The following is a 25,987-nucleotide window of genomic DNA, read 5'->3' as shown; positions in this document are numbered from 1 at the left end:
CGGAGGGGTCCGGGTCAAGCGGCTCGGTACCGCCGGGCGGCGTGCGTTTCGTCCACGGTGACCCGTCCCAGGAGCGCCAGGACGTCCAGGTGCGCCTCGATCTCCATGACCGCTGACAGCTGGTGGTCCAGCTGGAGGTGGTCGAGCTGCCGCCGGTGCCGGGTCCACGGCAGCCGCCGGGCGACTTCGTACGCGTTGGTCGCTCCGGCCGCGAGGAGGTCGTTCACCTCGTCAAGGCGTTCGCGGTGGTGGTCCAGGATCTCGCGCACGCGTTCGTGCGTGCTGGACCGGACCGGGCCGTGCGCCGGCAGCAGGACCGTGTCCGGCCGCCTCAGCAGCAGTTTCAATGAGGAGATGAACGAGCGCAGGGGAGTGGCTTCGGGCGCGATCTCGAAGCCCAGGGAGGGCGTGATGGTGGGGAGGACGTGGTCGCCGGCGAACAGCAGGCCGGCGTCGGTGTGGACGTAGACCACGTGACCCCTGGTGTGCCCGGGGGTGGCGACGACTTCGAGCTCGCCCCGGCCCAGGGGGATCCGATCACCGTCCTCGAGCCAGCCGTCCGGTGGGCCGTACGGCGTACGAGCCTCGTGCTCGGGCATGTCGTCCTCGCGAACGCGCTTCGCCAGCTCCTCGGCCCCGCAACGCGCCAGGAGCGCCGGATGCTTCGGGAACCGGCTGGTTCCGCCGAAGCTCTCGATGCTGTACCGCTCGTCCTTCCCGATGAACAGTTCGGCGCCCAGGGGCTCCCGCCACGCGAACGCCTGCGTGTAATGGTCCCAGTGGTGGTGCGTCGCCAGGCAGGTGCGCACCTCGTCGAGGCGGTGGCCGAGGCCGGCCAGAGCGGACACGACGGCCTGTTCGTTGGCCGGACCGGCCCAGCCGGGGTCGATCAGGACCAGGCCGTCCGGCCCCTCGAGCAGATAGGCGTTGACGGTGGACAGTCCGGCGAGGGGAAGCGGCAGCGGGATGCGGTGTACCCCTGGTGCGACGGCATGCGCCCCCGGGGTGGTCCAATCCTCCGGCTGCTCGATGGAATCAGCGGCCATTCGCCTGCCCTTGTCTGTTGTCGTGCGTACGCAACGACTTTAACATCGATTAGATTATGCGTGTGGGCGCCTGTGACGTTCACAATGGGAGGTAGTCGATGAAGGCTCTGGTGCAACGGGATCTCACGGGGCCGGACGGGCTCGAATGGTCCGAGGTGGACGATCCCGGTGGGGACGCCCGGATCGTCCTTGACGTCCGTGCCGCCGGCGTCTGCTACCCGGACCTGCTCATGACGCGCGGTCAGTACCAGGCAGCCGTGCAGCCGCCGTTCGTCCCGGGTAGCGAAGTCGCCGGAGTGGTGGTGAGCGCGCCACCGGACGCCGAATTCGCCGTGGGCCAGGCAGTTCTCGCTGTGCCCGGAGTTGGCGGTTACGCCGAGCGGCTCGCCGTGCCGTCGGCGCGGGTGCTGCCGATGCCGCCGGAGCTGGACTTCGCGCAGGGCGCGGCGATGCTGGCCAACCACCAGACTGTCCACTTCGCACTGACGCGCCGAGCCGGGCTGCTGGCGGAGGAGAGGGTGCTCGTGCTCGGTTCGGCCGGCGGCGTCGGCTCGGCGGCGATCCAGATCGCGAAGGCGTTGGGTGCGCGAGTACTGGCCGGAGTCCGGCGGAGCGGGACCGAAGAGTTCCTACGCGGTCTGGGCGCCGACGCCGTGGTGCCGCTCGCCGAAGGCTGGCCCGGTCGGGTCAGGGAACTGACTGGCGGTTCCGGGGTCGACGTCGTCGTGGACCCGGTCGGCGGCGCCGTGTTCGACGACGCTGTGCGAGTCCTGGCTCCGGAGGGCAGGCTCGTCGTGCTCGGCTTCGCGGGCGGTGCCATCCCGGTGGTGAAGGTCAACAGGCTGCTGCTGCGCAACGTCAGCGTGGTCGGCGCCGGCTGGGGCGAGTTCCTCCGGACCAAGCCGGCGGCGTTGCGGGAAACGGCCGACGCGTTGGCGAAGCTGGTCGCGGGCGGGCTCCGGCCGCCGGTGACCGCGACCTACCCGCTCGCGCGCGGTGCCGAAGCGCTGCGCGACCTGGCGGCGGGGAAGATCATCGGCAAGGCGGTGCTGGTCACCGGGTGATCCGGTGGAAACGGGACCGGCCGGGGATCCCGCCCGGCCGGCCCCGCCGTCTCAAGAGGCCAGATCGCGGCCGATGATCTCCTTCATGATCGCCGTGGTCCCGCCGTAGATCGTCTGGATGCGGGTGTCGACGAACGCCCGGGCGATCGGGTATTCGGTCATGTAGCCGTAGCCGCCGTGTAGCTGGAGGCACTGATCCACCACGCGCTTCTGCAGCTCGCTGACGTACCACTTGCCTTTCGCCGCGTCCACCGCCGTCAGCTTGCCGGCATTGAAGGCGCGGACCGACTTGTCGACGTAGGCCTGGACGATGTCGATCTCCGTGGCGAGCTCCGCCAGCTCGAATCGCACGGCCTGGAAGTCGCCGATCGGCTGCCCGAAAGCCTTCCGGTCGAAGCAGTAGCGGCGGGTCTCCTCGAACAGCACCTGGCAGTTCGCGATGGCCTTGATCGACACCCCGAGCCGTTCGCGTGGCAGGTGACTCATCAGGTGCTGCAGGCCGCGGCCCTCGGTGCCCAGGAGGTTCGCCTGCGGCAACCGGACGTCCTCGAAGTACAGCTCGGCGGTGTCCTGGGCGGGCAGGCCGATCTTCTCCAGTTTGCGACCGCGCTCGAAGCCGGGCATTCCGTTCTCGACGACGAAGAGGCTGTAGCCCTTGGAACCGGCCGATTCGTCGGTGCGCGCGGCGACGATCACGACGTCGGCCATGATCCCGCTGCTGATGAACGTCTTCTGGCCCGAAAGGATCCAGTCGTCACCGTCGCGCCGGGCGGTGGTCCTGATCCCGCGAAGATCGCTGCCCGTGCCCGGCTCGGTCATGGCCAGCGCGCCGATGAGTTCGCCGGACGCGAAGCCGGGGAGCCAGCGCTGCTTCTGCTCGTCGGTGGTCAGGTCCAGCAGGTAGTGCAGGACGAGGTCGTCCTGCAGGGACACCGTGAGCGCGAAGGACAGCGCGTGCACCTTGGCGATCTCCTCGGCGACGACGAACCGGAACCGGTAGTCCTGCTCGCCCGCGCCGCCGTACTCTTCGGGGATCTGCAGGCCGTAGATGCCCTGCTTCGCCGCCTCGACATACACCGACCGGTCGATCCAGCGCTCGGCTTCCCAGCGGCCGTGGTGCGGGACCACCTCGCGCTGGAGGAACTCCCGCACCGCTTCCCGGTACTGCTCATGGACGTCGTCGTAGAGGTCACGTTCCATGCCTTCAGCCCAGCCGTTCGATGATGGTGACGTTCGCCTGCCCGCCGCCTTCGCACATGGTCTGCAGGCCGTAGCGGCCGCCGGTGCGCTCCAGCTCGTGCAGGAGGGTGATCATGATGCGCGCGCCGGACGCGCCGAGCGGATGGCCGAGCGCGATCGCCCCGCCGTTGACGTTGACTTTGGCGGGGTCTGCGCCGATGTGCTTCTGCCAGGCCAGGACCACGCTCGCGAAGGCCTCGTTGACCTCGAACAGGTCGATGTCGTCGACGCCCAGTCCGGTCTTCTCGAGTGCGCGGCGAGTCGCGGGCAGCGGGGCGGTCAGCAGGTTCACCGGGTCGGAGCCGAGGACGGACAGGTGGTGGATGCGGGCCCGGGGCTTGAAGCCGTGCTGCTTCACCGCCTCTTCGGAGGCGATGAGCAGGGCCGCCGAGGCGTCCGAGATCTGGCTGGAGACGGCGGCGGTCAGCCGGCCGCCCGGGACGAGCGTCTTGAGCTCGGCCATCTTCTCCAGTGTGGTGTCGGCGCGCGGTCCCTCGTCGTGCTTGACGTCCTCGAAGGGCGTGATCTCGGCGGCGAAGCGTCCCTCTTCGCGGGCCTGGATGGCGCGTCGGTGGCTCTCCAGGGCGAAGCGCTCGAGGTCCTCGCGGGAGAAGTCCCATTCCCGCGCGATCGTCTCGGCGGAGTTGAACTGCGAGATCTCCTGGTTGCCGTAGCGCGCCTCCCAGCCCTTCGAGCCGGTCCACGGGTCCGTGGCCCCGAACGGCTCGCCGGCGGTGAACGAGCTGAGGATCGGGAACTGCGTCATCTTCTGCACGCCGCCGGCCAGCACGAGATCGGAGGTTCCGCTCATCACGGCTTGGGCGGCGAAGTGCACGGCTTGCTGGGACGAGCCGCACTGGCGGTCGATCGTCACGCCGGGCACCGATTCCGGCAGTCCCGCCGCGAGAGCGCAAGTACGTGCGATGTCACCGGCCTGCGAACCGATGGCATCGAGGCAGCCGTACACGACGTCCTCGATGGCGGCCGGGTCGAAGTCGCCGCGTTCGACGAGGGTCCGGATCACGTGGGCGCCGAGGTCCGCGGGGTGTGTGTCCGAGAAGCCGCCCCTGCGCCGGCCGATGGGGGTCCGGACGGCATCGACGATGTAGGCCTCGGGCATGGGTGTCTCCTTCGTTGGGACGTCCTCGGGTTGTCTCGAATTTAACATACATTCAAAACTGTGGGACGGGATGAGACGCGGGATACCCCAGGCCGTTGCGCACCAGGCTCTGTGCGGTCGCCACCACGCCGGCCAGGCTGCCCTGTTCGGGGTTCCACCACTCAGGGGTCCAGTTCAACGCGCCCATGATGAGCATGCGCGCGGCCCGCAGATCGAGGTCGTTTCGCACGGCTCCGGCGGCGCGGGCCGCTTCGAGCAGTCCGCGCCACAACATGACGTACTCGCCGCTTTCCTGCCGGAGCCGCCCGCGGACGTCGTCCGGCAGCTGTCCCATGTTGCGCGTGACGGCCGTCGCGAAGTCGGAAAGCTGGAGCTCGACCTGGAGATGTGCCCGGACCGCCGCGCAGATGCGGTCCATCGGGTCCAGGTCGGCCGGCAGCGCGGCGAGGGCTGTCTCGACGTGATCGCGCAGCCGGCTCTGCCCCACGGCCATCACTTCGGCGATCAGCGCCTCGCGGGAGTCGAAGTAGTAGTAGACCGCGGGAGCGCGCAGCTCGGCGACCTCGGCGATGTCGGTCAGCCTCGTCTCCGAATAGCCCTTGCGGCTCAGGACCTTCGCGGCCGCGGCAAGGATCCGCTCCCGGGTCGCCGACGACTTCGCCGGCTCGCTGTCCCGTTTTCGGTTGCGCCCGGCCATCACGGCATCGAGTACCCGCCGCTGACTGAGATCACCTGGCCCGTCACCTGGCGGGCGGCGGTCTCGGACGAAACCCAGGCCACGGCGTTGGCGATGTCCGCGGCCTCGGTCAGCCGTCGCAGCGGGACTCCCTTGGTGAGCGACTCGATCTGCTTCTCGGTGAAGATCGAGTCCCGCCCCGCTGCCCAGAGGCTGGTGCTTCCGACGGCGTCGGCGCTCTCCGGCAGCACGAGGCCGGGACACACGACGTTCGAGCGGATGCCGTGCCGGCCGTGCTCCTTCGCGACGGTCCGGGCCAAGGCGATGAGACCCGCCTTCGTGGTGCCGTAGACGCCTTGGCGGATCTCGCCGAACGCGGCATCGCTTGAGATGTAGACGATGCCGCCTCGGCCGGCCTCTCGCATGTGTTGGAGGGCGGCCTGCGTGCAGCTGATCGCCGAGTAGAGGTTCACCTCGATCGTGCGCTGCCACTTCGCCCGGCTGGTGTCCTCGGCGATGAAACCCGGCTCGCTCCAGCCGGCGTTGTTGACCAGGACGTCGATGCCGCCCCAGCGTTCGGCCAGCTGATCCACGGCGCGCTCGCCGGCGCCGTCCCGGGTCAGGTCCTCGATGGCGATCTCCGCCGCTGCCGCACCCTTCTCCAGCGCCTCCGCGCTGACCTTGAGGGCTTGCGTCTCGTCGATGTCGCAGATCACCAGCCGGGCGCCCTCGGCCGCGAAGCCGTGGACGATGCCGCGCCCGATATTGGAGGCGCCTCCGGTCACGAGGACGCGTGCGCCGCTCAGCCCCAGATCCATGTCGATCGCTCCTCACGCCGGGGGTCAGGTTGACGACCTGAGCTTATCTAATTTATGTTCAATTCGAAAAGTTGGCCAGTGGTCGGGAGCGTTCAATGAGGATCTTCAGCGACATCGGCGAGCTGGCCGCGGCGGCCGGCGAGGAGCTCGGCTCGAGCGACTGGCTGGTCGTGGACCAGGAGCGGATCGACGCCTTCGCCGACGCGACCGGCGATCACCAGTGGATCCACGTGGACCCGGCCCGGGCGGCCGGGGGACCGTTCGGCGGCACCATCGCCCACGGCCTGCTGACGCTGTCGCTGCTGCCGACCTTCCAGCACCAGATCTACCGGGTCGACGGCGTGCGGATGGCGGTCAACTACGGGCTCAACAAAGTACGGCTGCCGGCACCGGTGCCAGTCGGGGCCAAGCTGCGGGCGACGTCGAAGCTCGTGGAGGTCGAGCAGTTGGAGGGCGCGGTCCAGGCCGTGGTCGCCACCACCATCGAGATCGAGGGCGGCGCGAAGCCGGCGTGCGTGGTCGAGTCGATCGTGCGGTACCTCGCATGAGCGGGCTCGTCGAGGGCAAGGCCGCGATCGTGACCGGCGCCGGGCAGGGGATCGGCTTGGCCATCGCCACGGTCCTGCGGGAGCACGGGGCCAAGGTCGCCCTGGTCGACCTGGACGGCGACCGGGTGAAGCAGGCGGCTGCCGACCTCGGCGGCGACGTCCTCGCCCTGACCTGCGACGTCACCGACGAGCAAGCCGTCGACCGGGTGGTCCGGGAAGCGGTCGAGGAGTTCGGCGGGCTCGACGTCCACGTCAACAACGCCGGAATCACCCGCGACGCGTCGTTGCGCAAGATGTCGGCCGACGACTTCGACGAGGTGGTCAACGTCCACCTCAGGGGCACGTGGCTCGGCGTCCGGGCCGCGTCGGCGGTGATGCGCGACGCCGGCCACGGCTCGATCGTCAACATCTCGTCGCTGTCGGGCAAGTCCGGCAACCCCGGGCAGACCAACTACAGCGCCGCGAAGGCGGGAATCGTCGGCTTGACCAAGGCAGCCGCGAAGGAAGTCGCCCACAAGGGCGTCCGGATCAACGCCGTCCAGCCGGGCCTGATCCGCACCGCCATGACCGAGGCGATGCCGCCGGACGTCTTCGCCGAGCGGGAGGCCGCGATCCCGATGAAGCGGGCGGGCGAACCGGCCGAGGTCGCCGGTGCCGTGCTGTTCCTGGCTTCCGAGCTGTCGAGCTACATGACGGGCGCTGTGCTCGAAGTGGGCGGCGGTCGGTTGATGTGACCCTCGACCTCCAGACTGACGGGCCGCTGCTGGTCAGCGAACCCGCACCGCACGTCTTCGAGCTGCGGCTAAACCGCCCGGACCGGCTGAACGCGCTGGACCCGGATCTGCTCTCCCGGCTGCGCCAAGCCCTCGACGCCGCGGCCGAGGACCTCCGGGTCCGGGTCATCGTGCTCAGCGGAGCCGGGCGCGGGTTCTGCGCCGGGTTCGACCTCGACGCACTCGGTGCGACCTGGTCCGCGGGCTTGCCCGAGCTGCTGAGTGCACAGGAAAGTTGGGCGGCGACGTGTCAGCGCCTGGTCGACCATCCCGTGCCGGTCATCGCCGCGGTGACCGGGCCCGCCGTCGGCGCCGGGATGTCGCTCGCACTCGCAGCCGATCTGCGGGTCGTCACCGCGGAGACGTCGTTCGGCGCCGCGTTCGTCCGGGTGGGCCTCTCCGGTGCGGATCTCGGCCTGTCGTGGACGCTGCCGCGGACGGTGGGCATGGGCCTGGCCGCGGAGATCATGTTCACCGGCCGGCAGGTCCGCGGTGAAGAGGCGTATCGCATCGGCCTGGCCAACCGCCTCTGCGCCGGACCGGATGTCCTGGCCGTCGCGCTGGAACTGGCAGCGGAGATCGCGGCGAACAGCCCGTTCGGCGTGCGGCTGACGAAGCAGGTCCTGCACGCCGGCGTCGACGCGTCGTCCTTCACCGCGGCGACCGAAATCGAGAACCGCAACCAGATCCTGGCATCGCGCACGGAAGACATGGCGGAGGCCTACCGAGCACTGCGCGAATGCCGGAAACCCACGTTCCGGAACAGGTGATCACATGGCCCCGGCGGAAGACACGGTCGTGACCGCGACCAAGGACGGCGACGTCGGACTGGTCGTGCTCGACCGGGCCGACGCCATGAACGCCATCACGGTCGAGCTCGGCCGCCAACTCGGAGAGGCGTTCACCCGGCTCGCCGAAGACGTGCGAGTGATCCTCGTCCGCGGGGCCGGCGGGAACTTCTCGGTCGGCGGCGACTTCCATGAAGTCCAGCGGCTGCGCGCCGAGGGCCCGGAAGCGCTGGTGCCGCTGTTCGAGAACTTCGGGCGGGCGTGTTCGGCCATCGCCGACCTGCCCGTGCCCGTGGTGGCCGCGGTCGAGGGCTACGCGATGGCGGGCGGGTTCGAGCTGATGCAGGCGTGCGACGTCGTCCTCGTCCGCGCCGACGCGAAGATCGCGGACAACCACGCGAACTTCGGCCAGGTGCCCGGTGGGGGTGGCTCGCAGCGGCTCCCGAGGCTCGTCGGCCACCAGCGGGCGCTCGGCCACATCCTCAGCGGCGACCGCATGTCCGGCGCCCAGGCCGAGGCGTGGGGGCTGGCCTACCGCAGCTTCACCCCCGATGACTTCGAAGTCGGCGTCGCCGAGTTCGTCGCCTCGATCGCGAAGAAGGACCGTGACGTCCTGGTCAAGATCAAGCGCCTGGTGCGCGACGGCCTGCGGATGCCGCTGAACCAGGGGCTCGCGTGGGAGCGGGAGACGGTCGTCCAGCACATCGGCGGCGGCACCGCGGCCGCGGCCGGGATCGACGGATTCACCCGGAAGGAGCGAGCCTGACATGACGGACAAGCTGATCGACTCGGGACCGGTTCTCCTCGACCTCGCCGACGACGGCGTGGCGAGGATCCGGCTCAACCGGCCCGAGGCGTCCAACGGGATGAACGTGGAGTTCCTCCGCGCGCTCCACGAGGCGATCCTCCGCTGTCACGGCGAACCCCGCGTGCGGGTGGTCGTGATCTCGGGAGAGGGCCCGCACTTCTGTGCCGGCGGAGACGTGCGGACGTTCGCGAGCAAGGGCGAGCAGCTCCCCGACTACCTCCGGGAAGCGACCGCCTGGCTGCAGATCGCGGTCGCCGCGCTGAACCAGCTGACCGCCCCGGTCGTCGCCGCCGTGCACGGATATGCCGCCGGAGGCGGGGGATTCGGGCTGGTCTGCGCCGCCGACTTCGTCGTCGCGGCGGAGTCCGCGAAGTTCATGTCCGGCGCCGTACGGGTCGGCATGGCCCCGGACGCCGGCGTCTCGGTGACCCTGGCCCAGCTGGTCGGCCTGCGGAAGGCCATGGAGATCCTGCTGACGAACCCCACGTTGAGCGCCGCCGACGCGCTGGAGATCGGGTTGCTGACCAAGGTCGTGCCGGACGAGAGTCTCGAGGAAGAAGCCCTGGGCCTGGCTCGTTCGCTCGCCGAGAGCGCGCCCAGGGCGATCGCGGCGACGAAGCGGCTGGTCTGGAACGGAGTGGGCGCTGCACTGGAAACCCGGTTGCCGGAGGAGGCCCGGGTGGTCGCCGAGCTGTCCGGCACCGCCGACTCACGGGAAGGGCTGGCCGCCGTCCTGGAGCGGCGGCCACCCCGGTTCACCGGGAAGTAGGTGCCCGGCATGGAACCTTGCGTGCTCACCGAAGACGATGAAACCGTCCGGATCGTCACCTTGAACCGGCCCAGTCGGCGCAACGCCATCGACCTCGAGCTCCGGATCGTGCTCGCCGAAGCGCTAGAGGCCTCGATGGCCGACCGCGGTGTCCGCGCGATCGTCCTGACCGGGGCCGGCGGAACCTTCTGCTCGGGCGGCGACATTTCGACGATGCGCCGTCAGTCACCCGAGGAGACGAGGCCGCGCGCCCAGGCCGCCCAGCGCGTCATCCGGGCCATCTGGAACGGCCCCAAGCCCGTCGTCGCCGCGGTCGAGGGCTACGCGTTCGGCGCCGGGACGGCCCTGGCCATCGCCTGCGACCGGGTGGTCGCCGCCTCCGACGCGGTGTTCAGCACCGCGTTCACCGGGGTCGGGCTGGCCGGCGACATGGGCATCTTCGCGTCCCTGCCGGCCCGGGTCGGTCTGGCCGTCGCGCGCCAGCTGATGCTGCTACCACGACGTCTGCCCGCCGATGACGCTCTGCGGCTGGGGCTGGCCGACGCGGTGGCGGAGCCCGGCAAAGCCCTGGAAAGCGCACTCGCGGACGCGCGGCGGGTCGCCGAAGGCCCGCCGCTGGCGCTCGCCGGGATCAAGGCGATGTACGCGGCCTGGCCTGCCGCGCCCCAGGACGTGCTCGAGCGCGAGGTCGAGTTGCAGGCGTCGTTGTTCGACACCGCCGACTTCGCTGAGGGTGTCGCTGCGTTCCACGAGCGCCGGCCAGCGGTGTTCCGCGGCGAGTAATTTACTGTGAACTAAATTCTGTCTCCGGGATCTCGCTGTTAACCCCACCCATAGGGTGTTTTTTGAATCTAGATTAGGTAGCGTGCTGGTGTCAGGTGCGCCGTCGAGCGCCCACGGCCGGACAACCAACGGAGGTTGGAGCCATGACGATCTCTCGGTCTGCCGAACCCGCGGCGCAGTTCGTCGCGGAGGGAATGTCGAGGTGGCCGCTGGACGACAGCGTTCCGCTGGTGGAGCACTCCGTGGGAAGCCTGCTCGCGGCACGCGCCGACGAGCACGGCTCCGCGCCGGCGTTGGTCGGCACCGCGCACGGCAGTGGCGAGCTCAAGCGCTACACCTACAGTGAGCTGTACGCGGAGGCGCAGCGTGTCGCCAGGGCGCTGCTCGGCGTGGTCCGGCCCGGCGAGTACGTGGCGATGTGGGCGCCGAACGTCGTCGAATGGCCGATCGTGCAGTACGGCGCAGCCCTCGCCGGTGTCACGCTCGTCGCGCTCAACCCGGTGCTCCGGGTGCACGAGCTGGCCTACGCGCTGAACCACTCCGGCGCTGCCGTGCTGATCCACGCGGAGCGCAGCCGCGACTACCACCTCGCCGCCGTCGTCGACTCCGTGCGGCCGGACTGCCGCGGGCTGCGCGTTGTCGTCAACCTGTCCGGATGGGACGCGTGGCTGGCAGCCGCCGACCTGCAGGCCGAGCTGCCGGACGTCGGGCCGGACGACCCGGTGATGCTGCAGTACACGTCGGGCACCACGGGTGTGCCCAAGGGCGTGCTACTGCGGCACCGCTCGCTGGTGAACGTCGCGAAGCTGACGCTGGAGACCGCCGACGCAGAACCCGGCGCCGTCGCCTTCAACCCGTTGCCGATGTTCCACACCGCGGCGTGCGTGATCGGCACCCTCGGGCCGCTGTGGCTCGGCGGCTGCGTCTACCTCGCCGAGCGGTTCGAGCCGGCGTCCGCACTGGAGGCGATGCGGCGCGAAGGGGTCAACCTCCTGTTCTACGTGCCGACCGTGCTCGGGGCGATCACCGAGCTGGCGCGGGAACAGGGTGATCCGCCGGCGCTCAAGACGGTCATGGGCGGCGCGGCCACCGTGCCGCGGGCGCTGATCGAGGCCGCGGAGCAGCTGTTCGGCGCCTCCGTCCACAACCTGTTTGGGCAGACCGAGCTGGCGCCGGTGCTCACGATGACGCGGCGCACCGATTCGCACGACGACCTCGTGCGCACCGTCGGCCGCCCGCTGCCCCAGGTGGAGTGCAAGATCATCGATCCCGCTTCGGGTGCCGTGCAGCCGCTGGGCCTGGCGGGGGAGATCTGCGCCCGCGGCTACCAGCAGCTGCTCGAGTACCTCCACGACCCGGAAGCGACGGCCCGCACCGTCGACGCGGACGGCTGGGTGCACACGGGAGATCTCGGGGCGATGGACGAGCGAGGCATGATCACCCTGACCGGGCGCCTGAAGGAGCTGATCATCCGGGGCGGTGAGAACATCGCGCCGGCCGAGATCGAATCCTGCCTCGCCGAGCACCCGGCGGTGATCGAGGTTGCCGCGATCGGGGTGCCCGACGAAAAATGGGGCGAGACCGTCGGCGCTGTCGTGCACCTCCGATCGAGTGATGCGGTGGGGATTCGCGACGTTCTCGAACGCCATTGCCGCGCACGGCTGTCGTCGTTCAAGGTGCCCCAGCACTGGTTCCTCATCGATGCGCTTCCGGTCACGCCGACCGGGAAGGTCCGGAAGTTCAAGCTCCTGGACGCGGTGACCGCAGGCGAGCTGCCGCCGCTGACGTGATCCACCCGGCACCGGGCACGGTTGTCCGGTCGCCACCCTTCAGTTAATCTAATATTGATTAAGTAGCCGAGGAGGTGCGCATGAGCTCGGACATCGAGCAGCGGCGCTCCGTGCTCCGATCCCGCTTCGCGACCTGGACGCCCCGCACGCTGGACGGCTGGCTGGCGCACTGCGCCGACAAGTACGCCGACAGGCCCTTCGTCATCACCGACCAGCGCACCGTCAGCTACCGCGAAGCCGCGACGTGGGCGACCCGGCTGGCCGACGGCCTTGCCGTGCTGGGCGTGCGGCAGGGCGACCGGGTCGGCTTGCTGATGGCCAACCACCTGGAGTTCGTCCCGCTGAAGTTCGCGATCGCCGCGGCGGGCGCGGTGGCGATCCCGTTCAACTACCTGTATCGGCAGGAAGAGCTCGCCTACGTCCTGGCGCAGTCCGGGTGTTCGGTGCTGATCACGATGTCCGAGTTCGGCGATCTCGATTACCTGGGGATGCTGGACGCCATCGCCCCGGGCTGGGAGCGGGGGACCACCGGCACCCTGCCGGACCTGCGGCACGTGGTCGTGCTGCCGACCGGCGGCCCGGACCGCGACGGTGTCCACACAGTCGAGGGTCTTGCCGAACTCGGCGAGTCCCAGCCGGGCGCGGCTGTCTCCTCGTCGGTTCCCGACGACGTCGGCGACATCCTCTACACCTCGGGGACGACCGGCGCGCCCAAGGGCGTCCTGGTGACCCACGACGCCGTCCAGCGCACGGCGTACGCCTCCGCGCTGACGCGGGCGTTCGAGGACGGCCGGCGCATCCTGTTCTCCCTGCCCTGCTACCACATGTTCGGCTACGTCGAAGGACTGCTCGCGGCGATGGTCGTCGGTGGCGCGATCATCCCGCAGACCGCGTTCGACCCCGTCCGGTACCTCGAGGGCATCGAGCGCCATCGCGCGACCGACATCCTGTGCGTCCCCACGATGACCGTCGCCCTGCTGGAACATCCCCGTCGCAACGACTTCGACCTCTCGTCGCTGAACGCCATCCTGTCCGGCGCGGCGCCGGCGCCGGTCTGGCTCTGGGAGCGGGTCCGCGACGAGCTGGGCGCCACCGAGCTGGTCACGGGTTACGGCATGACCGAGTGCGGCGGGGCGATGACCCTCAGCCTCCCGGAGGACGACCTGTTCTTCGCCTCGAAGACCGTCGGACGGCCCAAGCTGGCCGGAGCCGCGGGCGTCGAGGGAACTGACGCGATCACGCAGTACAAGACCATCGACCCCGAGACCGGTCAGGACCTCCCACCCCACACCGAAGGGGAGCTTGCGTCCCACGGGCCGACCCACATGCTCGGCTTCTGGCGAAAGCCCGACGAGACCGCGAAGGCGATGGTGAGCGGGTGTGTGCGGTCGGGTGATCTCGGCCGGGTCCGCGAGGACGGCTACGTCGAGGTCACCGGGCGGAGCAAGGAGCTCTACAAGAGCGGCGGCGAACTCGTCATGCCCAAGGAGATCGAAGAGCTGCTCAGCCGGCACGACGGCGTGAGTCAGGTCTTCGCGATCGGCGTGCCGGACGAGCGATGGGGCGACGCCGGCTGCGTGTGCATCGTGCGAGCGCCCGGCGCCGAGATCACCGACACCGCCGTGATCGCCCTGTGCAAGGAGAAGCTCGCGCGGTTCAAAGTGCCGAAGCACGTGCTCTTCCTGACCGCCGAGGAGCTGCCGACCACGCCGACCGGCAAGGTCCAGAAGTTCCGGCTCGTCAAGTGGGCGCAGGCGCAGCTGGCCGCCGCCGACGGACGAAAGAACCGGACAGACAAAGTGGAGGCGACCCCATGACCGCGACGGTGCCGAACACGGCCGCACCGGATGCGCGACCCGACTACGCGTCACTCATCCAGCCCGACCGGGTGCACGGATCGCTGTACACGGATCCGCGGATCTTCGCCGAGGAGCTGGCGCGGATCTGGTACCGGTCCTGGGTCTACGTCGGGCACGTGAGCGAGGTGCCGGAGGCGGGCGACTACGTGCGCAAGAGCATCGGGCCGCAGGACATCGTCATGACGCGGGATCGCCACGGCGAAGTCCACCTCTTGCTGAACCGCTGCGCGCACCGGGCGAACCTGGTGTGCGAAGACGCGCACGGCAACTCGAGCTCGTTCCGCTGCCCGTACCACGGCTGGACCTACCGCAACACCGGCGAGCTGCTGGGCTATCCGTACAACAAGGGCTACGGCGGCAAGGGAAAGCTGGAACTCGGCATGGGCCGCGTCCCGCGGGTCGAGTCCTACCAGGGCTTCGTGTTCGGCAGCTTCGCCGAGGACGGTCCGACGCTGACCGAACACCTCGGCCCGGCGGCCGGCGAGCTGGACCGTCTTGCTCGGCTGTCGCCCGAGGGCGAGGTCGAGCTGAGCGCGGGTTGGCTCAAGCACCGCACGCGTGCGAACTGGAAGCTGCTCGCGGAGAACGAGACCGACGGCTACCACCCGCAGTTCGTCCACGGTTCGATCTTCAGCGTCACCGGCAGCCCCATCGGCGCGCTCTACAGCGACCAGTCGACGGCGGTGACCCGCGATCTCGGCAACGGTCACAGCGAGAACGACCTGCGTCCCGAGTTCCGGAAGTTCGGCGAGCCGATGCGCTGGTTCGGCACCACCGAGGCGCGCGTCCCGGACTATGTCGCGGCCATGCGCGAAAAGCACGGCGATGCCGCCGAGGAGATCCTCATCGAGGGCGCGCCGCACGTCATGATCTTCCCGAATCTGTTCATCGCCGAGATCCAGGTGTTCGTGATCCAGCCCCTGTCCGCCGACGAGTGCATCCAGCACTCCACCGCCGTGCAGCTCAAGGGCGCACCGGAGCTGAACAAGCGCATGGTGTCCCAGTCGATCGGTTCGGTCGGGCCCGCCGGGATGCTGCTGGCGGACGACACCGAGATGTACGAGCGCAACCAGCGCGGCGTCGCGATGCTGCAACCGGAATGGCTGGACCTGCGCCGCGGCCTGCACCGCCAACAGATCGACGAGCGCGGGCTGAAGATCGGCACCGCGACCGACGAGACCGGCATGCGCGGCTTCTGGTCGCACTACCGAACGCTGATGGAGGCGGACAAGTGACCGCGGCGACCACTTTGGACATCCGGCAGATCGAGCAATTCCTCTACCGCGAGGCCCGTTACGCCGACGAGCACGACTACGACGCCTGGGAAGCGCTGTGGACCGACGACGCCCTCTACTGGGTGCCCGCCGGTGACGACGCCGTCGACCCCTCGACGCAGGTCTCGGTGATCTTCGACAACCGCAACCGGATCGCCACCCGCCTCAAGCAACTGCGCACCGGCAAGCGGTATTCGCAGTCGCCGCCGTCGAACCTGCGACGGGTGATCTCCAACGTCGAGATCCTGGAAGAGGACGGCGCCGACACGGTCGTCGGAGCCAACTTCGTCCTGGTCGAGTCGCGGACCCAGGGAACGGAGATCTGGGCCGGCCGCACGACGTACCGGCTGCGTGTGGTCGACGACGAGATCCGGCTGGCCTACAAGAAGGTCCTGCTGGTCAACAGCGACCAGCCGATCCCCACCATGGCCTTCCTCATCTGACGGCGAAAGGAGACACCATGCCGGACAACGCCGAGACGGGCGCGATCCGCGGCCCGGCCGCGCCGGGCGTCGTCGGAAGCGAGTTCGCCGAGGTCGACGTGCGCGTGGACACGGCCGCGAACGGCCCCCGGCTGCGCCTGGAAGACGTGCGCACCGGACGCGTCCGCTTCCTCGACGCCCTTGAGCTCGAGACGATCGTGTGGCTGCCCGAAGGGCACCTCCAGCAGCTGCTGGACCCGTCGGCCGATCGCTGGCGCGAGAGCGCCCGGCCCTGATGCCGGTCACGGTCACCGATCCGGCGGAACTGGACCTCAGCCGGTACGTACGTCCGGGCGACACGGTGGTGTGGGGACAGGCCTGCGGAGAGCCGCTCACCCTGACCGAGGCGCTGATGGCGCAGCGAGCGGCCATCGGCGGGTTTCGCTGCTTCCTGGGCATTCCCGCGAGCCGGACGGTGCGGCCGGAACACGGCGACGTCGTGGAGTTCGTCTCGTACTGCGGCAGTGGCGGGAACAAGAAGCTGTATTCGGCCGGCGTGCTCGACGTGGTCCCGAGCCACTATTCGACGCTGCCGCAACTGCTGTCCGATGGTTCGCTGCGCGCGGACGTCGTGCTGCTGCAGGTCGCCCCGGCGGACGCGGACGGCCGGTACAGCCTCGGCATGGCCGACGACTACGTGAGCGCGGCCATCCCCGGCGCCCGCGTGGTGATCGCCGAGGTCAACGACCAGGTCCCGCGCACGCCGGGCGACTGGATGCCGACCGCCGCCGACTTCGACGTCGTCGTCCCCACCTCGCGGCCACCGGCGGAACTGCCTGCCCGCGAGGTACCCGAGCAGACCCGGCGGATCGCCGAACGCGTCGCCGGGTTGATCGACGACGGCTCGACCCTCCAGTTCGGCATCGGCGCGCTGCCGGAGGCCGTGCTCGCCCAGCTCGCCGACCGCACTGATCTCGGTGTCCACTCCGGGCTCCTCAACGACGCCGCGGCCGACCTGATGGCAGCCGGGGTGATCACCAATGCCCGCAAGAGCGTCGACCGCGGCCGTTCCGTCACTGGTCTGCTGATGGGCTCGCGGCGGCTTTTCCAGTTCGCCGACGGCAATCCGTCGATCCAGCTGCGCGGAACCCGGTACACCCACGACCCGTCCGTGCTCGCCGCCCAGGACCGCCTGGTCGCGATCAACTCGGCGGTCGAAGTCGATCTGACCGGGCAGATCAACGCTGAGGTCGCCGGCGGGCAGTACGTCGGCGCGGTCGGCGGCGCCGTCGACTTCCTCCGCGGCGCGGCCCGGTCGTTCGGTGGCAAGCCGATCGTCGCCCTGCCCGCGGTGGCCGGTGGCGCGAGCAAGATCGTGGGCCGGCTGTCCGGGCCCGTCAGCACCGCCCGGTGCGACGCCGGGTTCGTCGTGACCGAGTACGGAGTCGCCGACTTGCGCGGTCAACCGCTGAAGGTCCGCCAGGAGCGGATGCTCGCGATCGCCCACCCCGACCAGCGGCCCGCGCTCGAGGCCGCGATCGACAACGCTGGAGTCCTGGTATGAGACGAGCCGCACTGGTCACCCCGCTGCGCACCCCGGTCGGAACCTTCGGCGGCGCGCTGCGGCCGCTACCCGCCGAGGAACTCGCCGCGCTGGTGATCAAGGCCGTCGTCGAGCGCTCTGGGATCGACCCGGCCCGCATCGACGACGTCTCCTTCGCGCAGTCCTACGCGAACTCCGAGGCGCCCTGCATCGGACGGTGGGCGGCCCTGCGCGCCGGACTGCCGGTCGAGGTGCCCGGCTTCCAGACCGATCGCCGTTGCGGCGGCGGGCTGCAGGCGGTCGTCACCGCGGCGATGATGGTGCAGACCGGCGCCGCCGACGTCGTGGTCGCCGGCGGCGCCGAGAGCATGAGCAACATCGAGTACTACTCGACGACCTCGCGATGGGGCAGCCGCGCCGGCACCGTGTCTCTCTACGACCGGCTCGACCGCGGCCGCGAACGGTCCCAGCCGGAAGACCGGTTCGGGAAGATCAGCGGGATGATCGAGACCGCCGAGAACCTCGCGCGGGAGTACAGCATCACGCGCGACGAGGCCGACGCGTTCGCGGCACGCAGTCACCAGCGCGCCGCCGCGGCTTGGGAGTCCGGCCGGTTCGACGATGAGGTCGTGCCCGTCGACGTCCCGCAACGCCGAGGCGAGCCGGTGCGCTTCGGCCGCGACGAAGGCGTCCGCGCGGACTCGACGCCGGAGACCCTGGGTCGGCTGCGCACCCTCATGCCGTCGGGCACGGTCACGGCCGGGAATTCGAGCCAGCAGAACGACGCCGCGGCCGCGTGCCTGGTCGTCGCCGAGGACAAGCTCGGCGAACTCGGCCTCGAGCCGCTCGGCTTCCTCCGAGGCTGGGCCGCGGCGGGCTGCGAACCGGCCACGATGGGCATCGGGCCTGTTCCCGCGGTGCGCAAGCTGTTCGACCGCACCGGCGTCACCTTCGACGACCTGGACCTGATCGAGGTCAACGAGGCATTCGCCTGCCAGGTACTGGCGGTGCTGAAGGGCTGGAACGTCAAAGAGGACGAGGTCGCGGACCGCCTCAACGTCAACGGCTCCGGCATCTCCCTCGGGCACCCGATCGGCGCCACCGGGGTCCGCATCCTGACCACGATGCTCCACGAGCTGCGCCGCCGCGGCGGCCGGCTCGCCCTGGAGACGATGTGCATCGGCGGTGGCCAGGGCATGGCCGCCCTGATCGAAACGGCCTGACCGGCCGGGAAGCGAGAGCGATGTCTGCACCAGGGATCCTCGGCTACGCGAGCTACCTGCCGCGCTATCGCCTGCAGCGCGCTGAGCTGGGCAGCCTGCTCGGCACCCCGCCGGGCAAGGGCGCGCGGGTGGTCGCCTCCTTCGACGAGGACAGCACCACCATGGCGGTCGCCGCGGGAGCGGCTGTGCTGAACGCCGACCTGCCCGCCCCGGCGGCCCTCTACTTCGCGACCACCTCGCCGGCCTACTTCGACAAGACGAACGCCGCCGCGGTCCACGCGGGCCTCGGGTTGCCCACCGGCATCCTCGCGGCCGACGTGGCCGGGTCGGCGAGGTCGGCCGTCGCCGCCTGGCGAGCCGCCGCAGCCGGACGTGGCATGGCCGTCTTCGCCGACGTCCGCGTGGGCCGGCCCGGCTCCGCGGATGAACGTGCCGGTGGTGACGGCGCCGCCGCGTTCTTGTTCGGCGACTCCGACCACGCGATCGCGGAGATCCTCGCGGAGCGGTCCTCGACCCTGGAGCTGCTTGACCGGTGGCGGTTGCCCGGGGCGCCGTCCGCCGAGCAGTGGGAGGAACGCTTCGGCCTCGAGGCCTACTTGCCGCTGGTCCGCGAAGTCGCCCAGGAGACGCTGGCCGAGGCCGGTCTCACACAGGCCGACCACGTGGTGGTGGTCTCGCCGAACAGCGGAGTGCTCAAGCAAGCCCCCAAGGCCCTTTCCGGAGCCGTCTCGACCACGACGTCCCCGATCGGCCACGCGGGTGCCGCGGACCTCGGGCTCGGCCTGGCCGATGCGCTCGACCGCGCCGAACCGGGGCACACGATCCTCGTCGTCTCCGCCGCCGACGGGTGCGACGCGATCCTGCTCCGCGCAACCGATGCCCTCGCCCGGAAACGGCAGACTCGCCCGGTCAGCGCCGAGATCGAGGACGGCATCGACGTCCCGTACGTGACCTACCTGAGCTGGCGCGGTCTTGTCGAACGGGAACCGCCCCGTCGGCCCGAGCCCGAACGTCCCGCCGGCCCGCCCTCGCGACGCACGGGCGACTGGAAGTTCGCGTTCACCGGCTCCCGGTGCCGGGAGTGCGGGTTCACCCACCTGCCGCCGCAGCGGGTCTGCAAGCAGTGCGGGCGCACGGACGAGATGGCGGCAGTGCCCATGGCCACAGCCCGGGGGACAGTCGCGACTTACACGGTGGACCGCCTGGCCTTCTCGCCGTCCCCGCCGGTGATCGACGCGGTGGTCGACTTCGACGGCGGCGGCCGGTACACCCTCGAGGTCGCCGACGCCTTGCCGGACGACCTCGCCGTCGGCACGAGGGTGAGCCTGACCTTCCGCAAGCTGTTCACCGCGCAGAACGTCCACAACTACTTCTGGAAGGCGCGACTGGCATGAGCAGCAAGGGAATCCGCGACCGCGTAGCCATCGTCGGGATGGGGTGCACGCGGTTCGGCGAGCACTGGTCGGCCTCCGCCGAGGACCTGCTCGTCGACGCGACCGGGGAAGCCGTCTCCGCAGCCGGTGGGCTCGCTCGCGAAGACGTCGACGCCTACTGGCTGGGCACCCTCGGCTCGGGTCAGTCCGGTCTGACGCTGAGCAAGGCGCTCGCGTTGGACTACAAGCCGGTCACCCGGGTGGAGAACTACTGTGCCACGGGCTCGGAGGCATTTCGCAACGCCTGCTACGCGGTAGCGTCCGGCGCCTACGACGTCGTCATGGCGGTCGGTGTCGAGAAGCTGAAGGACTCGGGCTTTTCGGGGCTGCTGCGGTCCGATCCGCCGGGGGACGGCACCGCGCCCGAGCTGAGCCTGACCGCGCCGGCTGCGTTCTCGTTGCTGGACCCGGCGTACTGCGCCCGCTACGGCGTCGACCCGGCCGACATGCGGGCCGCGATGACCCACGTCGCCTGGAAGAACCACGCGAACGGCGCGCTCAACCCGCGAGCCCAGTTCCAGGGCGGGGTCACGAAGGAGAAGGTCGAGAAGGCACCCAAGGTGGCCGGGCGGCTCGGGGTGTTCGACTGCTCCGGTGTCTCCGACGGCGCCGCGGCGGCCGTGATCGTGCGCGCCGAAGACGCGCTCCGGTACACCGACCGGCCGATCTACGTGAAGGGCCTGTCACTGGCCGCCGGCCCCGGCATGGGCGCGTCCGACTCCGGCTACAACTACACCACCTTCCCCGAGGTCGTGCGGAGCGCGCAGGACGCCTTCGCCCAGGCAGGCGTCACAGATCCGCGGCACGAGATCTCGTTCGCCGAGGTGCACGACTGCTTCACGCCCACCGAGCTGGTTCTCATGGAGGACCTCGGTTTCGCCGAGCGGGGGAGTGCCTGGAAGGACATGCTCGACGGTGCGTTCCAGCTCGACGGCCGGTTGCCGGTCAACCCCGACGGCGGTCTCAAGTCCTTCGGGCACCCGGTGGGGGCGAGCGGCCTGCGGATGCTCTACGAGTGCTGGCTCCAGTTCCGCGGCGAGGCCGGTGAGAGGCAGCTGAGCGATCTGCGGCGGGCGTTGACACACAATCTCGGCGGGCGGCCGGGCAACTGCGTGTCCTTCGTCTCGGTGGTCGGTTCCGAGCTGGACTGACCACGAATTTTTATCTATATTAAATTCGAAACCGAGGGAGGCGCAGTGGAGCGCACCGAAGCCGAGCGGGTGACCGGCCGGGAGAAGCTGGCCGCGTCGCTGTACGACGCCCTGGCCCGCGGGGACCGCGAGCAGCTCGCGTCGCTGCTGCACCCCGACTTCGTCGGCCGCACGACCGCCGGCCTGCCGATGGACCTGGGCGGCACCTACCGCGGTGCCGACGCGATGCGCCGCGAGTTCTGGGGCGGGATCGCCCGGCACTTCGTCGCCCGCGCCGAGCCGGCGAGCTTTCACGCGGTGGACGGCGACAGCCTGCTCGTCATCGGGACCTACACGGGGAACGCGAAGGCGAGCGGAGGCGTCCTGCACGCCGACTTCCAGCACGTCCTGACCTTCGACGGGGACCGGATCCGCGGTCTCGTCCAGCTCACCGACAGCGAACGCTGGCACCAGGCCCTGAACGGCTCCACCGACGAGTTCCGCACGGTCGAGTACTCCGTGACCGACGGCGTCGGGATGCTGCGCCTCAACCGCCCGAAGGCGCGCAACGCGATCAACGAGGCGATGCCGCCCGAACTCATGGAGGTGGCTCAGCGGGCGGCGGCCGACACCACCCTCCGTGCGCTGGTGATCTCGGGCCACGGACCGGCGTTCACCGTCGGCGGTGACATCGGGGCCTTCGCCGATACGGCGCGGGACGATCTGCCCGGTGTGCTGCGCCGGATGACGAGGAGCTACCACACCGCGCTCCGTCTCCTGAGCGAGATCGATACGCCGGTCATCGCGAGCGTGCACGGCGCAGTCGCCGGTGGCGGCCTCGGCCTGCTCTACGTCGCGGACGTCGCGCTGGCCGCCGAGAACACGAAGTTCGCGACCGGCTTCGCGGCGCTCGGGCTGTCGGGCGACGGCGGGAACTCCTGGTTCCTGCCCCGCCTGGTCGGACTTCGCCGGGCGAGCGAGCTCTACTTCGGCGAGCGCGTGCTGGATGCGCGTGAAGCGCTCGACTGGGGGCTCGTGTCCGAAGTGGTGCCCGCGGACCAGCTCGAAGCGCGCACGGCCGAGGTCACACAGCGACTCGCCAACGGGCCCACGCGAGCGTACGGCGAAATCAGGCGGCTGCTGCGTGATTCGTGGGCAGCCGGCTTGCCCGAGCAGCTCCACGCGGAGACCGAGGCCCTGGCCCGGACCGCGGCCACCCAGGACACGGCCGGCGCGATCGATGCTTTCGTGCACAAGACGCGGCCGAACTTCGAAGGACGGTGAACATGACCGGTCTGGTCATCGACAACGACGACATCCGGCTCGTCCGGGAAAGCGTCGCGAAGATCGCGGCCAAGTACGGGCACGAGTACTTCGCCGAGCGTGCACGCAGCGGCGAAAACATCGGCGAGCTGTGGAAGGAACTGGGGGAGGCCGGCCTGCTCGGCGTGCACCTGCCGGAAGAGTACGGCGGCGGCGGTGCCGGCCTGTCGGAGCTGGTGGTCGTGGTCGAGGAACTCGCCGCGCACGGCATGCCGATGCTCATCGCGGTCATCTCGCCGGCGATCTGCGGCTCCATCCTGGCCGCCCACGCGTCGCCCGAGATGAAGAGCGACTGGCTGCCCGGCATCGCCTCCGGTGCACGGCGGATGGCTTTCGCGCTGACCGAGCCGGATGCCGGCTCGAACAGCCACAACGTCACGACCACCGCGCGCCGCGATGCCGGCGGCTGGACGATCTCGGGCGGGAAGTACTACATCTCGGCCGCCGACGAGTGCGAAGCGCTGCTGATGGTCGTCCGCGACGGCGAGAAGCAGGCGCCCGGACGCAGTCCGCTGTCGTTGTTCGTGGTGCCGACCGATTCGCCGGGCTTGACGCTGCAGCCGATCGAGACCGCGCTCGTGTCGCCGGACAAGCAGTTCACCGTCTTCCTCGACAACGTCCACGTCGGACCGGAGGCACTGATCGGAGAATCCGGGAAAGGCCTGCGGCAGGTCTTCGCGGGACTCAACCCGGAACGCATCCTGGCCGCCGCGCTGTGCAACGGCGTCGGCCGCTACGCAGTCGGGAAGGCGGCGGACTACGCGCGGGAGCGCCAAGTCTGGTCGGTACCGATCGGTGCGCACCAGGGCATCTCGCACCCGCTGGCGGAGGCGCACATCGGCGTCGAGATGGCCCGCCTGGCCACGACCCGTGCGGCCGAGTTGTTCGACGCGGGGCAGAACGCCGCGGAGGCGTCCAATATCGCCAAGTTCGTCGCGGCGGACGCCGCGCTCAAGGCACTGGACCAGGCCATCCAGACGCACGGCGGCAACGGGCTCGCGCGCGAGTACGGCCTCGCGGACCTGTGGTTCGTGACCAGGCTGATGCGCACGGCTCCGGTGAGCCGCGAAATGGTGCTCAACTTCGTGGCCCAGCACAGCCTCGGCCTGCCCAGCTCGTACTGACCGCCGTCCCAGGAGGAAGATCTCATGTCCGGAGTGCAAGACCGGGTCGTCATCATCACGGGAGCGGGTGGCGGTCTCGGCCGCGAGTACGCGCTGCTGCTCGCCGAGGCGGGCGCGAAGGTCGTCGTCAACGACCTCGGCGGCGCACGGGACGGCAGCGGCAGCGGTCAGTCCATGGCGGACGGTGTCGTCGCGGAAATCCGCGAGGCCGGCGGTCAGGCCGTGGCGAACTACGACAGCGTCGCCACCGAAGACGGCGCGGCCGCGATCGTGCAGTCCGCTCTCGATGTCTTCGGAGCCGTGCACGGGGTCGTGAACAACGCGGGCATCCTGCGTGACCGCGCCTTCCACAAGATGGCCACCGACGATTGGGAAAGCGTCCTCCGAGTGCACCTCTTCGGCGGCTACCACGTGACGAAGGCCGCGTGGCCGCACTTCCGCGAACAGGGGCACGGCCGGATCGTCGTGGCCACCTCGACCACGGGTCTGTACGGCAACTTCGGCCAGGCGAACTACGGCGCCGCGAAGAACGGCCTCGTCGGCCTGATCAACACGTTGGCGATCGAAGGACGCAAGCACAACATCTCCGCCAATGCTGTCGCCCCGATGGCCGCTACTCGGATGACCGAAGACGTCGCGCCGGCCGAGTTGCTGGCGAAGCTGGCCCCGGCACACGTCGCGCCCGTCGTCGGCCACCTGCTGAGCGACGAGTGCGCCGACAGCGGCTCGGTGTTCGTCGTGGGCGGCGGTCAGGTGCAGCGCGTCCAGCTGTTCCAGTCCAAGGGCGTCACCTTCGGTGAGGTGCCGACGATCGCGCAGGTCGCCGAGCGCTGGCCGGAGATCACGGACATGACCGGCTCCGTTCCCGGCACCAACCCCGTCGGCTGAAAGGCACGAGATGAGCAACCACGACTTCGACGTACTGGTCGTCGGTGCCGGAGCCGGCGGGCTGTTCACGGCCGCGCGGCTCACCCACCTCGGGTACCGCACCCTGGTGGTCGAGCGCCTCGAGCACGTCGGCGGCCGAGCGTCCACCCGGGACATCGACGGCTTCAAGGTGAACAACGGCGCGATCGTCATCGAGCTCGACGGCATCACGCAGGAGACCTTCGAAGAGGTCGGCGCGAAGTTCGACGTCCGGCGTCCGTCGCCGCCGATTCTCTACCGGATCGGTGGAAAGGACGTCGACGTCACCGGCGGCGGCTGGGGCTTCCTGCTGTCGAAGCTGACCAAGCAGGGCGCCAAGCTGGTGAGCGGCCTCGGTGCCGCCCGCAAGGACGACGGCCTGCCGGAAGACCAGATGACGACCGCGGAGTGGGTCTCGAAGTACACGAAGAACGAGGCCGTGCACGGCATCTTCCGCAACATGTGCGGGTCGGTCTTCGCCGTCGGTTCGGAAGACCTTCCGGCCAAGGTGTTCCTGACGTACTTCACCCGCAAGAGCGCGTTCAAGAAGTTCGGCTTCTGCCCCGAGGGCACCATCGGGATCTGGAACTCCCTCGCCGAGAACATCACGGCCGGCGGCGGCGAGATCTGGATGTCCAGCGCGGTGCGGTCGCTGACCGTCTCCGACGGCCGGGTGACCGGCGCGGTCATCGAGCGCGGCGGCGAGACGGTCGAGGTCACCACCAGGGTCGCCGTGAGCGACGCCGGACCGGCCGCGACAGTCGGCCTGCTCGGCGCGGACGACCTTCCCGCCGACTACCTCGAAGCCGTCCGGCGAGGCGACCGGCCGACGTCGATGATCACCGTGAACTTCGCCAGCCGGGAACGGCTCGTCGAGGCCCCCGGCATGCTGAGCTTCGCCAAAACCCGGCGGCTCTGCTACGTCGCGAACTTCACCGACGTCTGTCCCGAAATGGCCCCCGAGGGCTGGCATCTCTACGTCGGCACCGCGGTGCCGAAGCCATCGGTCGGATATTTCGACGAGGCAGCCGAAACCGAGTTGCTCCTGGCCGACCTCCGCGAGGAGATCCCGGGGTTCGACAGCGCCCGGATCCTGTCCACCGTCGTCACGCGGGACGAGTGGCCGCCGCAGCGCGCGGTCGCCGGGTTCGACCTGCCGCACACCACTCCGATCCCGAACCTGTGGAACGTCGGTGACGGGGTCAAGGAGTACGCCAACGGCGGCACCACGGCGTGCGCCGAAACGGCGAAGCTCGTCGTCGAGCAGATCGCCCGGCAGTACCCGGTCGAAGCCACCCGGTGACCGGAGAAAGGAGAACACCGTGAAGATCGTGGTCGACTGGAACAAGTGCACCGGTCTGGGCATCTGCGAGTCCCTCGCCCCCGACGTGTTCGAGGTGAACGACGCGGGGGAGCTGGAGCTGAAGCTGGAGGTCATTGCGGACGACCAGTTGTCCGAAGTGGAGGAAGCCGTCGCCGGCTGTCCGACCGAAGCCCTGCGCATCGAGCGCTGAACCGGAAGGGGTGC

26 protein-coding genes are annotated in these 25,987 nt (G+C 69.9%); 21 read left to right on the top strand and 5 right to left on the bottom strand.

Translation table 11 applies throughout. The features are described 5' to 3' along the window. Positions 1–14: 14 nt before the first annotated feature. Positions 15–1,046, bottom strand: coding sequence for an MBL fold metallo-hydrolase (locus tag AB0J40_RS12410; RefSeq protein WP_364451302.1), 1,032 nt, complete (start codon positions 1,044–1,046; stop codon positions 15–17). Between the two features lie 98 nt (positions 1,047–1,144). Here AB0J40_RS12410 and AB0J40_RS12405 point away from each other — a divergent pair, with 98 nt between their 5' ends. Continuing rightward, the gene (locus AB0J40_RS12405; protein WP_364451300.1) at positions 1,145–2,110 is read left to right on the top strand and encodes an NADPH:quinone oxidoreductase family protein; all 966 of its coding nucleotides are present in this window, start codon (positions 1,145–1,147) and stop codon (positions 2,108–2,110) included. 51 nt (positions 2,111–2,161) lie between these two features. Here the strand turns inward: AB0J40_RS12405 and AB0J40_RS12400 are convergent, their stop codons facing one another. The 4 genes from AB0J40_RS12400 to AB0J40_RS12385 are packed head-to-tail and all read right to left on the bottom strand — an operon-like array spanning position 2,162 to position 5,963. Then, on the bottom strand, positions 2,162–3,310 hold the full coding sequence (locus AB0J40_RS12400) for an acyl-CoA dehydrogenase family protein (protein ID WP_364451297.1): 1,149 nt from the start codon (positions 3,308–3,310) through the stop codon (positions 2,162–2,164). A 4-nt stretch (positions 3,311–3,314) separates the two neighbouring features. Further along, the gene (locus AB0J40_RS12395) at positions 3,315–4,469 is read right to left on the bottom strand and encodes an acetyl-CoA C-acetyltransferase (RefSeq protein ID WP_364451295.1); all 1,155 of its coding nucleotides are present in this window, start codon (positions 4,467–4,469) and stop codon (positions 3,315–3,317) included. Between the two features lie 52 nt (positions 4,470–4,521). Beyond that, positions 4,522–5,166 (bottom strand): TetR/AcrR family transcriptional regulator, encoded by a 645-nt coding sequence (locus AB0J40_RS12390; RefSeq protein WP_364451292.1) that lies wholly within the window; start codon positions 5,164–5,166, stop codon positions 4,522–4,524. Further along, positions 5,166–5,963: an SDR family oxidoreductase gene (locus AB0J40_RS12385; RefSeq protein WP_364451289.1), complete on the bottom strand. Its 798-nt coding sequence runs from the start codon at positions 5,961–5,963 to the stop codon at positions 5,166–5,168. The genes AB0J40_RS12390 and AB0J40_RS12385 overlap by 1 nt, the downstream gene beginning before the upstream one ends. 95 nt (positions 5,964–6,058) lie before the next feature. Between AB0J40_RS12385 and AB0J40_RS12380 the strand changes: the two genes are divergently transcribed. From AB0J40_RS12380 to AB0J40_RS12285, 20 genes are all read left to right on the top strand, one after another. Then, positions 6,059–6,511, top strand: coding sequence for a MaoC family dehydratase (locus tag AB0J40_RS12380; RefSeq protein ID WP_364451287.1), 453 nt, complete (start codon positions 6,059–6,061; stop codon positions 6,509–6,511). After that, positions 6,508–7,245, top strand: coding sequence for a 3-oxoacyl-ACP reductase FabG (gene fabG / locus AB0J40_RS12375; RefSeq protein ID WP_364451285.1), 738 nt, complete (start codon positions 6,508–6,510; stop codon positions 7,243–7,245). Before AB0J40_RS12380 ends, fabG begins: the two co-directional genes overlap by 4 nt. Continuing rightward, positions 7,242–8,054, top strand: a complete 813-nt coding sequence (locus AB0J40_RS12370) for an enoyl-CoA hydratase/isomerase family protein (RefSeq protein WP_364451284.1) — start codon at positions 7,242–7,244, stop codon at positions 8,052–8,054. The genes fabG and AB0J40_RS12370 overlap by 4 nt, the downstream gene beginning before the upstream one ends. 4 nt (positions 8,055–8,058) lie before the next feature. Continuing rightward, the gene (locus AB0J40_RS12365) at positions 8,059–8,838 is read left to right on the top strand and encodes an enoyl-CoA hydratase/isomerase family protein (protein WP_364451283.1); all 780 of its coding nucleotides are present in this window, start codon (positions 8,059–8,061) and stop codon (positions 8,836–8,838) included. A gap of 1 nt (position 8,839) precedes the next feature. Further along, positions 8,840–9,649: an enoyl-CoA hydratase-related protein gene (locus AB0J40_RS12360; RefSeq protein ID WP_364451281.1), complete on the top strand. Its 810-nt coding sequence runs from the start codon at positions 8,840–8,842 to the stop codon at positions 9,647–9,649. A gap of 9 nt (positions 9,650–9,658) precedes the next feature. Beyond that, positions 9,659–10,432 carry an enoyl-CoA hydratase-related protein gene (locus AB0J40_RS12355; protein WP_364451279.1) on the top strand — a complete coding sequence of 258 codons (774 nt, stop codon included), beginning with the start codon at positions 9,659–9,661 and terminating at the stop codon, positions 10,430–10,432. 143 nt (positions 10,433–10,575) lie between these two features. Further along, positions 10,576–12,222 (top strand): AMP-binding protein, encoded by a 1,647-nt coding sequence (locus AB0J40_RS12350; protein ID WP_364451278.1) that lies wholly within the window; start codon positions 10,576–10,578, stop codon positions 12,220–12,222. An 80-nt stretch (positions 12,223–12,302) separates the two neighbouring features. Next, positions 12,303–14,039 (top strand): AMP-binding protein, encoded by a 1,737-nt coding sequence (locus tag AB0J40_RS12345; protein ID WP_364451276.1) that lies wholly within the window; start codon positions 12,303–12,305, stop codon positions 14,037–14,039. Further along, complete coding sequence (locus tag AB0J40_RS12340; protein WP_364451274.1) at positions 14,036–15,316, top strand: aromatic ring-hydroxylating dioxygenase subunit alpha; 1,281 nt, start codon at positions 14,036–14,038, stop codon at positions 15,314–15,316. The genes AB0J40_RS12345 and AB0J40_RS12340 overlap by 4 nt, the downstream gene beginning before the upstream one ends. Further along, on the top strand, positions 15,313–15,798 hold the full coding sequence (locus tag AB0J40_RS12335; protein ID WP_364451272.1) for an aromatic-ring-hydroxylating dioxygenase subunit beta: 486 nt from the start codon (positions 15,313–15,315) through the stop codon (positions 15,796–15,798). Before AB0J40_RS12340 ends, AB0J40_RS12335 begins: the two co-directional genes overlap by 4 nt. Before the next feature lie 17 nt (positions 15,799–15,815). Next, complete coding sequence (locus AB0J40_RS12330) at positions 15,816–16,073, top strand: hypothetical protein (RefSeq protein WP_364451269.1); 258 nt, start codon at positions 15,816–15,818, stop codon at positions 16,071–16,073. Continuing rightward, entirely contained in the window at positions 16,073–17,341 is a 1,269-nt protein-coding gene (locus tag AB0J40_RS12325; protein WP_364451267.1) for an acetyl-CoA hydrolase/transferase C-terminal domain-containing protein, read from the top strand. Before AB0J40_RS12330 ends, AB0J40_RS12325 begins: the two co-directional genes overlap by 1 nt. Then, the gene (locus AB0J40_RS12320) at positions 17,338–18,543 is read left to right on the top strand and encodes an acetyl-CoA C-acetyltransferase (RefSeq protein ID WP_364451264.1); all 1,206 of its coding nucleotides are present in this window, start codon (positions 17,338–17,340) and stop codon (positions 18,541–18,543) included. Before AB0J40_RS12325 ends, AB0J40_RS12320 begins: the two co-directional genes overlap by 4 nt. A gap of 20 nt (positions 18,544–18,563) precedes the next feature. Then, a complete protein-coding gene (locus tag AB0J40_RS12315; RefSeq protein ID WP_364451261.1) occupies positions 18,564–19,937 on the top strand; it encodes an OB-fold domain-containing protein in 1,374 nt (457 codons plus the stop codon). Next, positions 19,934–21,127, top strand: a complete 1,194-nt coding sequence (locus AB0J40_RS12310; protein ID WP_364451258.1) for an acetyl-CoA acetyltransferase — start codon at positions 19,934–19,936, stop codon at positions 21,125–21,127. Before AB0J40_RS12315 ends, AB0J40_RS12310 begins: the two co-directional genes overlap by 4 nt. A 45-nt stretch (positions 21,128–21,172) precedes the next feature. Continuing rightward, positions 21,173–22,390, top strand: a complete 1,218-nt coding sequence (locus AB0J40_RS12305) for an enoyl-CoA hydratase-related protein (protein ID WP_364451255.1) — start codon at positions 21,173–21,175, stop codon at positions 22,388–22,390. Between the two features lie 2 nt (positions 22,391–22,392). Beyond that, complete coding sequence (locus AB0J40_RS12300; protein WP_364451252.1) at positions 22,393–23,553, top strand: acyl-CoA dehydrogenase family protein; 1,161 nt, start codon at positions 22,393–22,395, stop codon at positions 23,551–23,553. A 24-nt stretch (positions 23,554–23,577) separates the two neighbouring features. Beyond that, positions 23,578–24,441 (top strand): SDR family oxidoreductase, encoded by an 864-nt coding sequence (locus tag AB0J40_RS12295; protein ID WP_364451249.1) that lies wholly within the window; start codon positions 23,578–23,580, stop codon positions 24,439–24,441. A 10-nt stretch (positions 24,442–24,451) separates the two neighbouring features. Continuing rightward, a complete protein-coding gene (locus tag AB0J40_RS12290; RefSeq protein ID WP_364451246.1) occupies positions 24,452–25,762 on the top strand; it encodes an NAD(P)/FAD-dependent oxidoreductase in 1,311 nt (436 codons plus the stop codon). A gap of 19 nt (positions 25,763–25,781) precedes the next feature. After that, entirely contained in the window at positions 25,782–25,973 is a 192-nt protein-coding gene (locus tag AB0J40_RS12285; RefSeq protein WP_364451244.1) for a ferredoxin, read from the top strand. The last annotated feature ends 14 nt before the right edge of the window (positions 25,974–25,987 follow it).

Origin of the sequence: Amycolatopsis sp. NPDC049691 (genome assembly GCF_040675005.1) — a bacterium.
Lineage (GTDB): Bacteria > Actinomycetota > Actinomycetes > Mycobacteriales > Pseudonocardiaceae > Amycolatopsis.
The sequence above is the reverse complement of the archived record's forward strand: the minus strand, read 5'-3'. Positions and strand labels throughout refer to the sequence as shown.

What these genes read in the sequence shown, in the direction of transcription:
- AB0J40_RS12355 (WP_364451279.1), top strand. Translation starts at nt 9,659, where the DNA reads ATGGAACCTTGCGTGCTCACCGAAGACGATGAAACCGTCCGGATCGTC.
- AB0J40_RS12360 (WP_364451281.1), top strand. Translation starts at nt 8,840, where the DNA reads ATGACGGACAAGCTGATCGACTCGGGACCGGTTCTCCTCGACCTCGCC.
- AB0J40_RS12345 (WP_364451276.1), top strand. Translation starts at nt 12,303, where the DNA reads ATGAGCTCGGACATCGAGCAGCGGCGCTCCGTGCTCCGATCCCGCTTC.
- AB0J40_RS12310 (WP_364451258.1), top strand. Translation starts at nt 19,934, where the DNA reads ATGAGCAGCAAGGGAATCCGCGACCGCGTAGCCATCGTCGGGATGGGG.
- AB0J40_RS12320 (WP_364451264.1), top strand. Translation starts at nt 17,338, where the DNA reads ATGAGACGAGCCGCACTGGTCACCCCGCTGCGCACCCCGGTCGGAACC.
- AB0J40_RS12395 (WP_364451295.1), bottom strand. Translation starts at nt 4,469, where the DNA reads ATGCCCGAGGCCTACATCGTCGATGCCGTCCGGACCCCCATCGGCCGG.
- AB0J40_RS12325 (WP_364451267.1), top strand. Translation starts at nt 16,073, where the DNA reads ATGCCGGTCACGGTCACCGATCCGGCGGAACTGGACCTCAGCCGGTAC.
- AB0J40_RS12405 (WP_364451300.1), top strand. Translation starts at nt 1,145, where the DNA reads ATGAAGGCTCTGGTGCAACGGGATCTCACGGGGCCGGACGGGCTCGAA.
- AB0J40_RS12300 (WP_364451252.1), top strand. Translation starts at nt 22,393, where the DNA reads ATGACCGGTCTGGTCATCGACAACGACGACATCCGGCTCGTCCGGGAA.
- AB0J40_RS12350 (WP_364451278.1), top strand. Translation starts at nt 10,576, where the DNA reads ATGACGATCTCTCGGTCTGCCGAACCCGCGGCGCAGTTCGTCGCGGAG.
- AB0J40_RS12410 (WP_364451302.1), bottom strand. Translation starts at nt 1,046, where the DNA reads ATGGCCGCTGATTCCATCGAGCAGCCGGAGGATTGGACCACCCCGGGG.
- AB0J40_RS12400 (WP_364451297.1), bottom strand. Translation starts at nt 3,310, where the DNA reads ATGGAACGTGACCTCTACGACGACGTCCATGAGCAGTACCGGGAAGCG.
- AB0J40_RS12315 (WP_364451261.1), top strand. Translation starts at nt 18,564, where the DNA reads ATGTCTGCACCAGGGATCCTCGGCTACGCGAGCTACCTGCCGCGCTAT.
- AB0J40_RS12340 (WP_364451274.1), top strand. Translation starts at nt 14,036, where the DNA reads ATGACCGCGACGGTGCCGAACACGGCCGCACCGGATGCGCGACCCGAC.
- AB0J40_RS12365 (WP_364451283.1), top strand. Translation starts at nt 8,059, where the DNA reads ATGGCCCCGGCGGAAGACACGGTCGTGACCGCGACCAAGGACGGCGAC.
- AB0J40_RS12380 (WP_364451287.1), top strand. Translation starts at nt 6,059, where the DNA reads ATGAGGATCTTCAGCGACATCGGCGAGCTGGCCGCGGCGGCCGGCGAG.
- AB0J40_RS12390 (WP_364451292.1), bottom strand. Translation starts at nt 5,166, where the DNA reads ATGGCCGGGCGCAACCGAAAACGGGACAGCGAGCCGGCGAAGTCGTCG.
- fabG (WP_364451285.1), top strand. Translation starts at nt 6,508, where the DNA reads ATGAGCGGGCTCGTCGAGGGCAAGGCCGCGATCGTGACCGGCGCCGGG.
- AB0J40_RS12295 (WP_364451249.1), top strand. Translation starts at nt 23,578, where the DNA reads ATGTCCGGAGTGCAAGACCGGGTCGTCATCATCACGGGAGCGGGTGGC.
- AB0J40_RS12385 (WP_364451289.1), bottom strand. Translation starts at nt 5,963, where the DNA reads ATGGATCTGGGGCTGAGCGGCGCACGCGTCCTCGTGACCGGAGGCGCC.
- AB0J40_RS12330 (WP_364451269.1), top strand. Translation starts at nt 15,816, where the DNA reads ATGCCGGACAACGCCGAGACGGGCGCGATCCGCGGCCCGGCCGCGCCG.
- AB0J40_RS12290 (WP_364451246.1), top strand. Translation starts at nt 24,452, where the DNA reads ATGAGCAACCACGACTTCGACGTACTGGTCGTCGGTGCCGGAGCCGGC.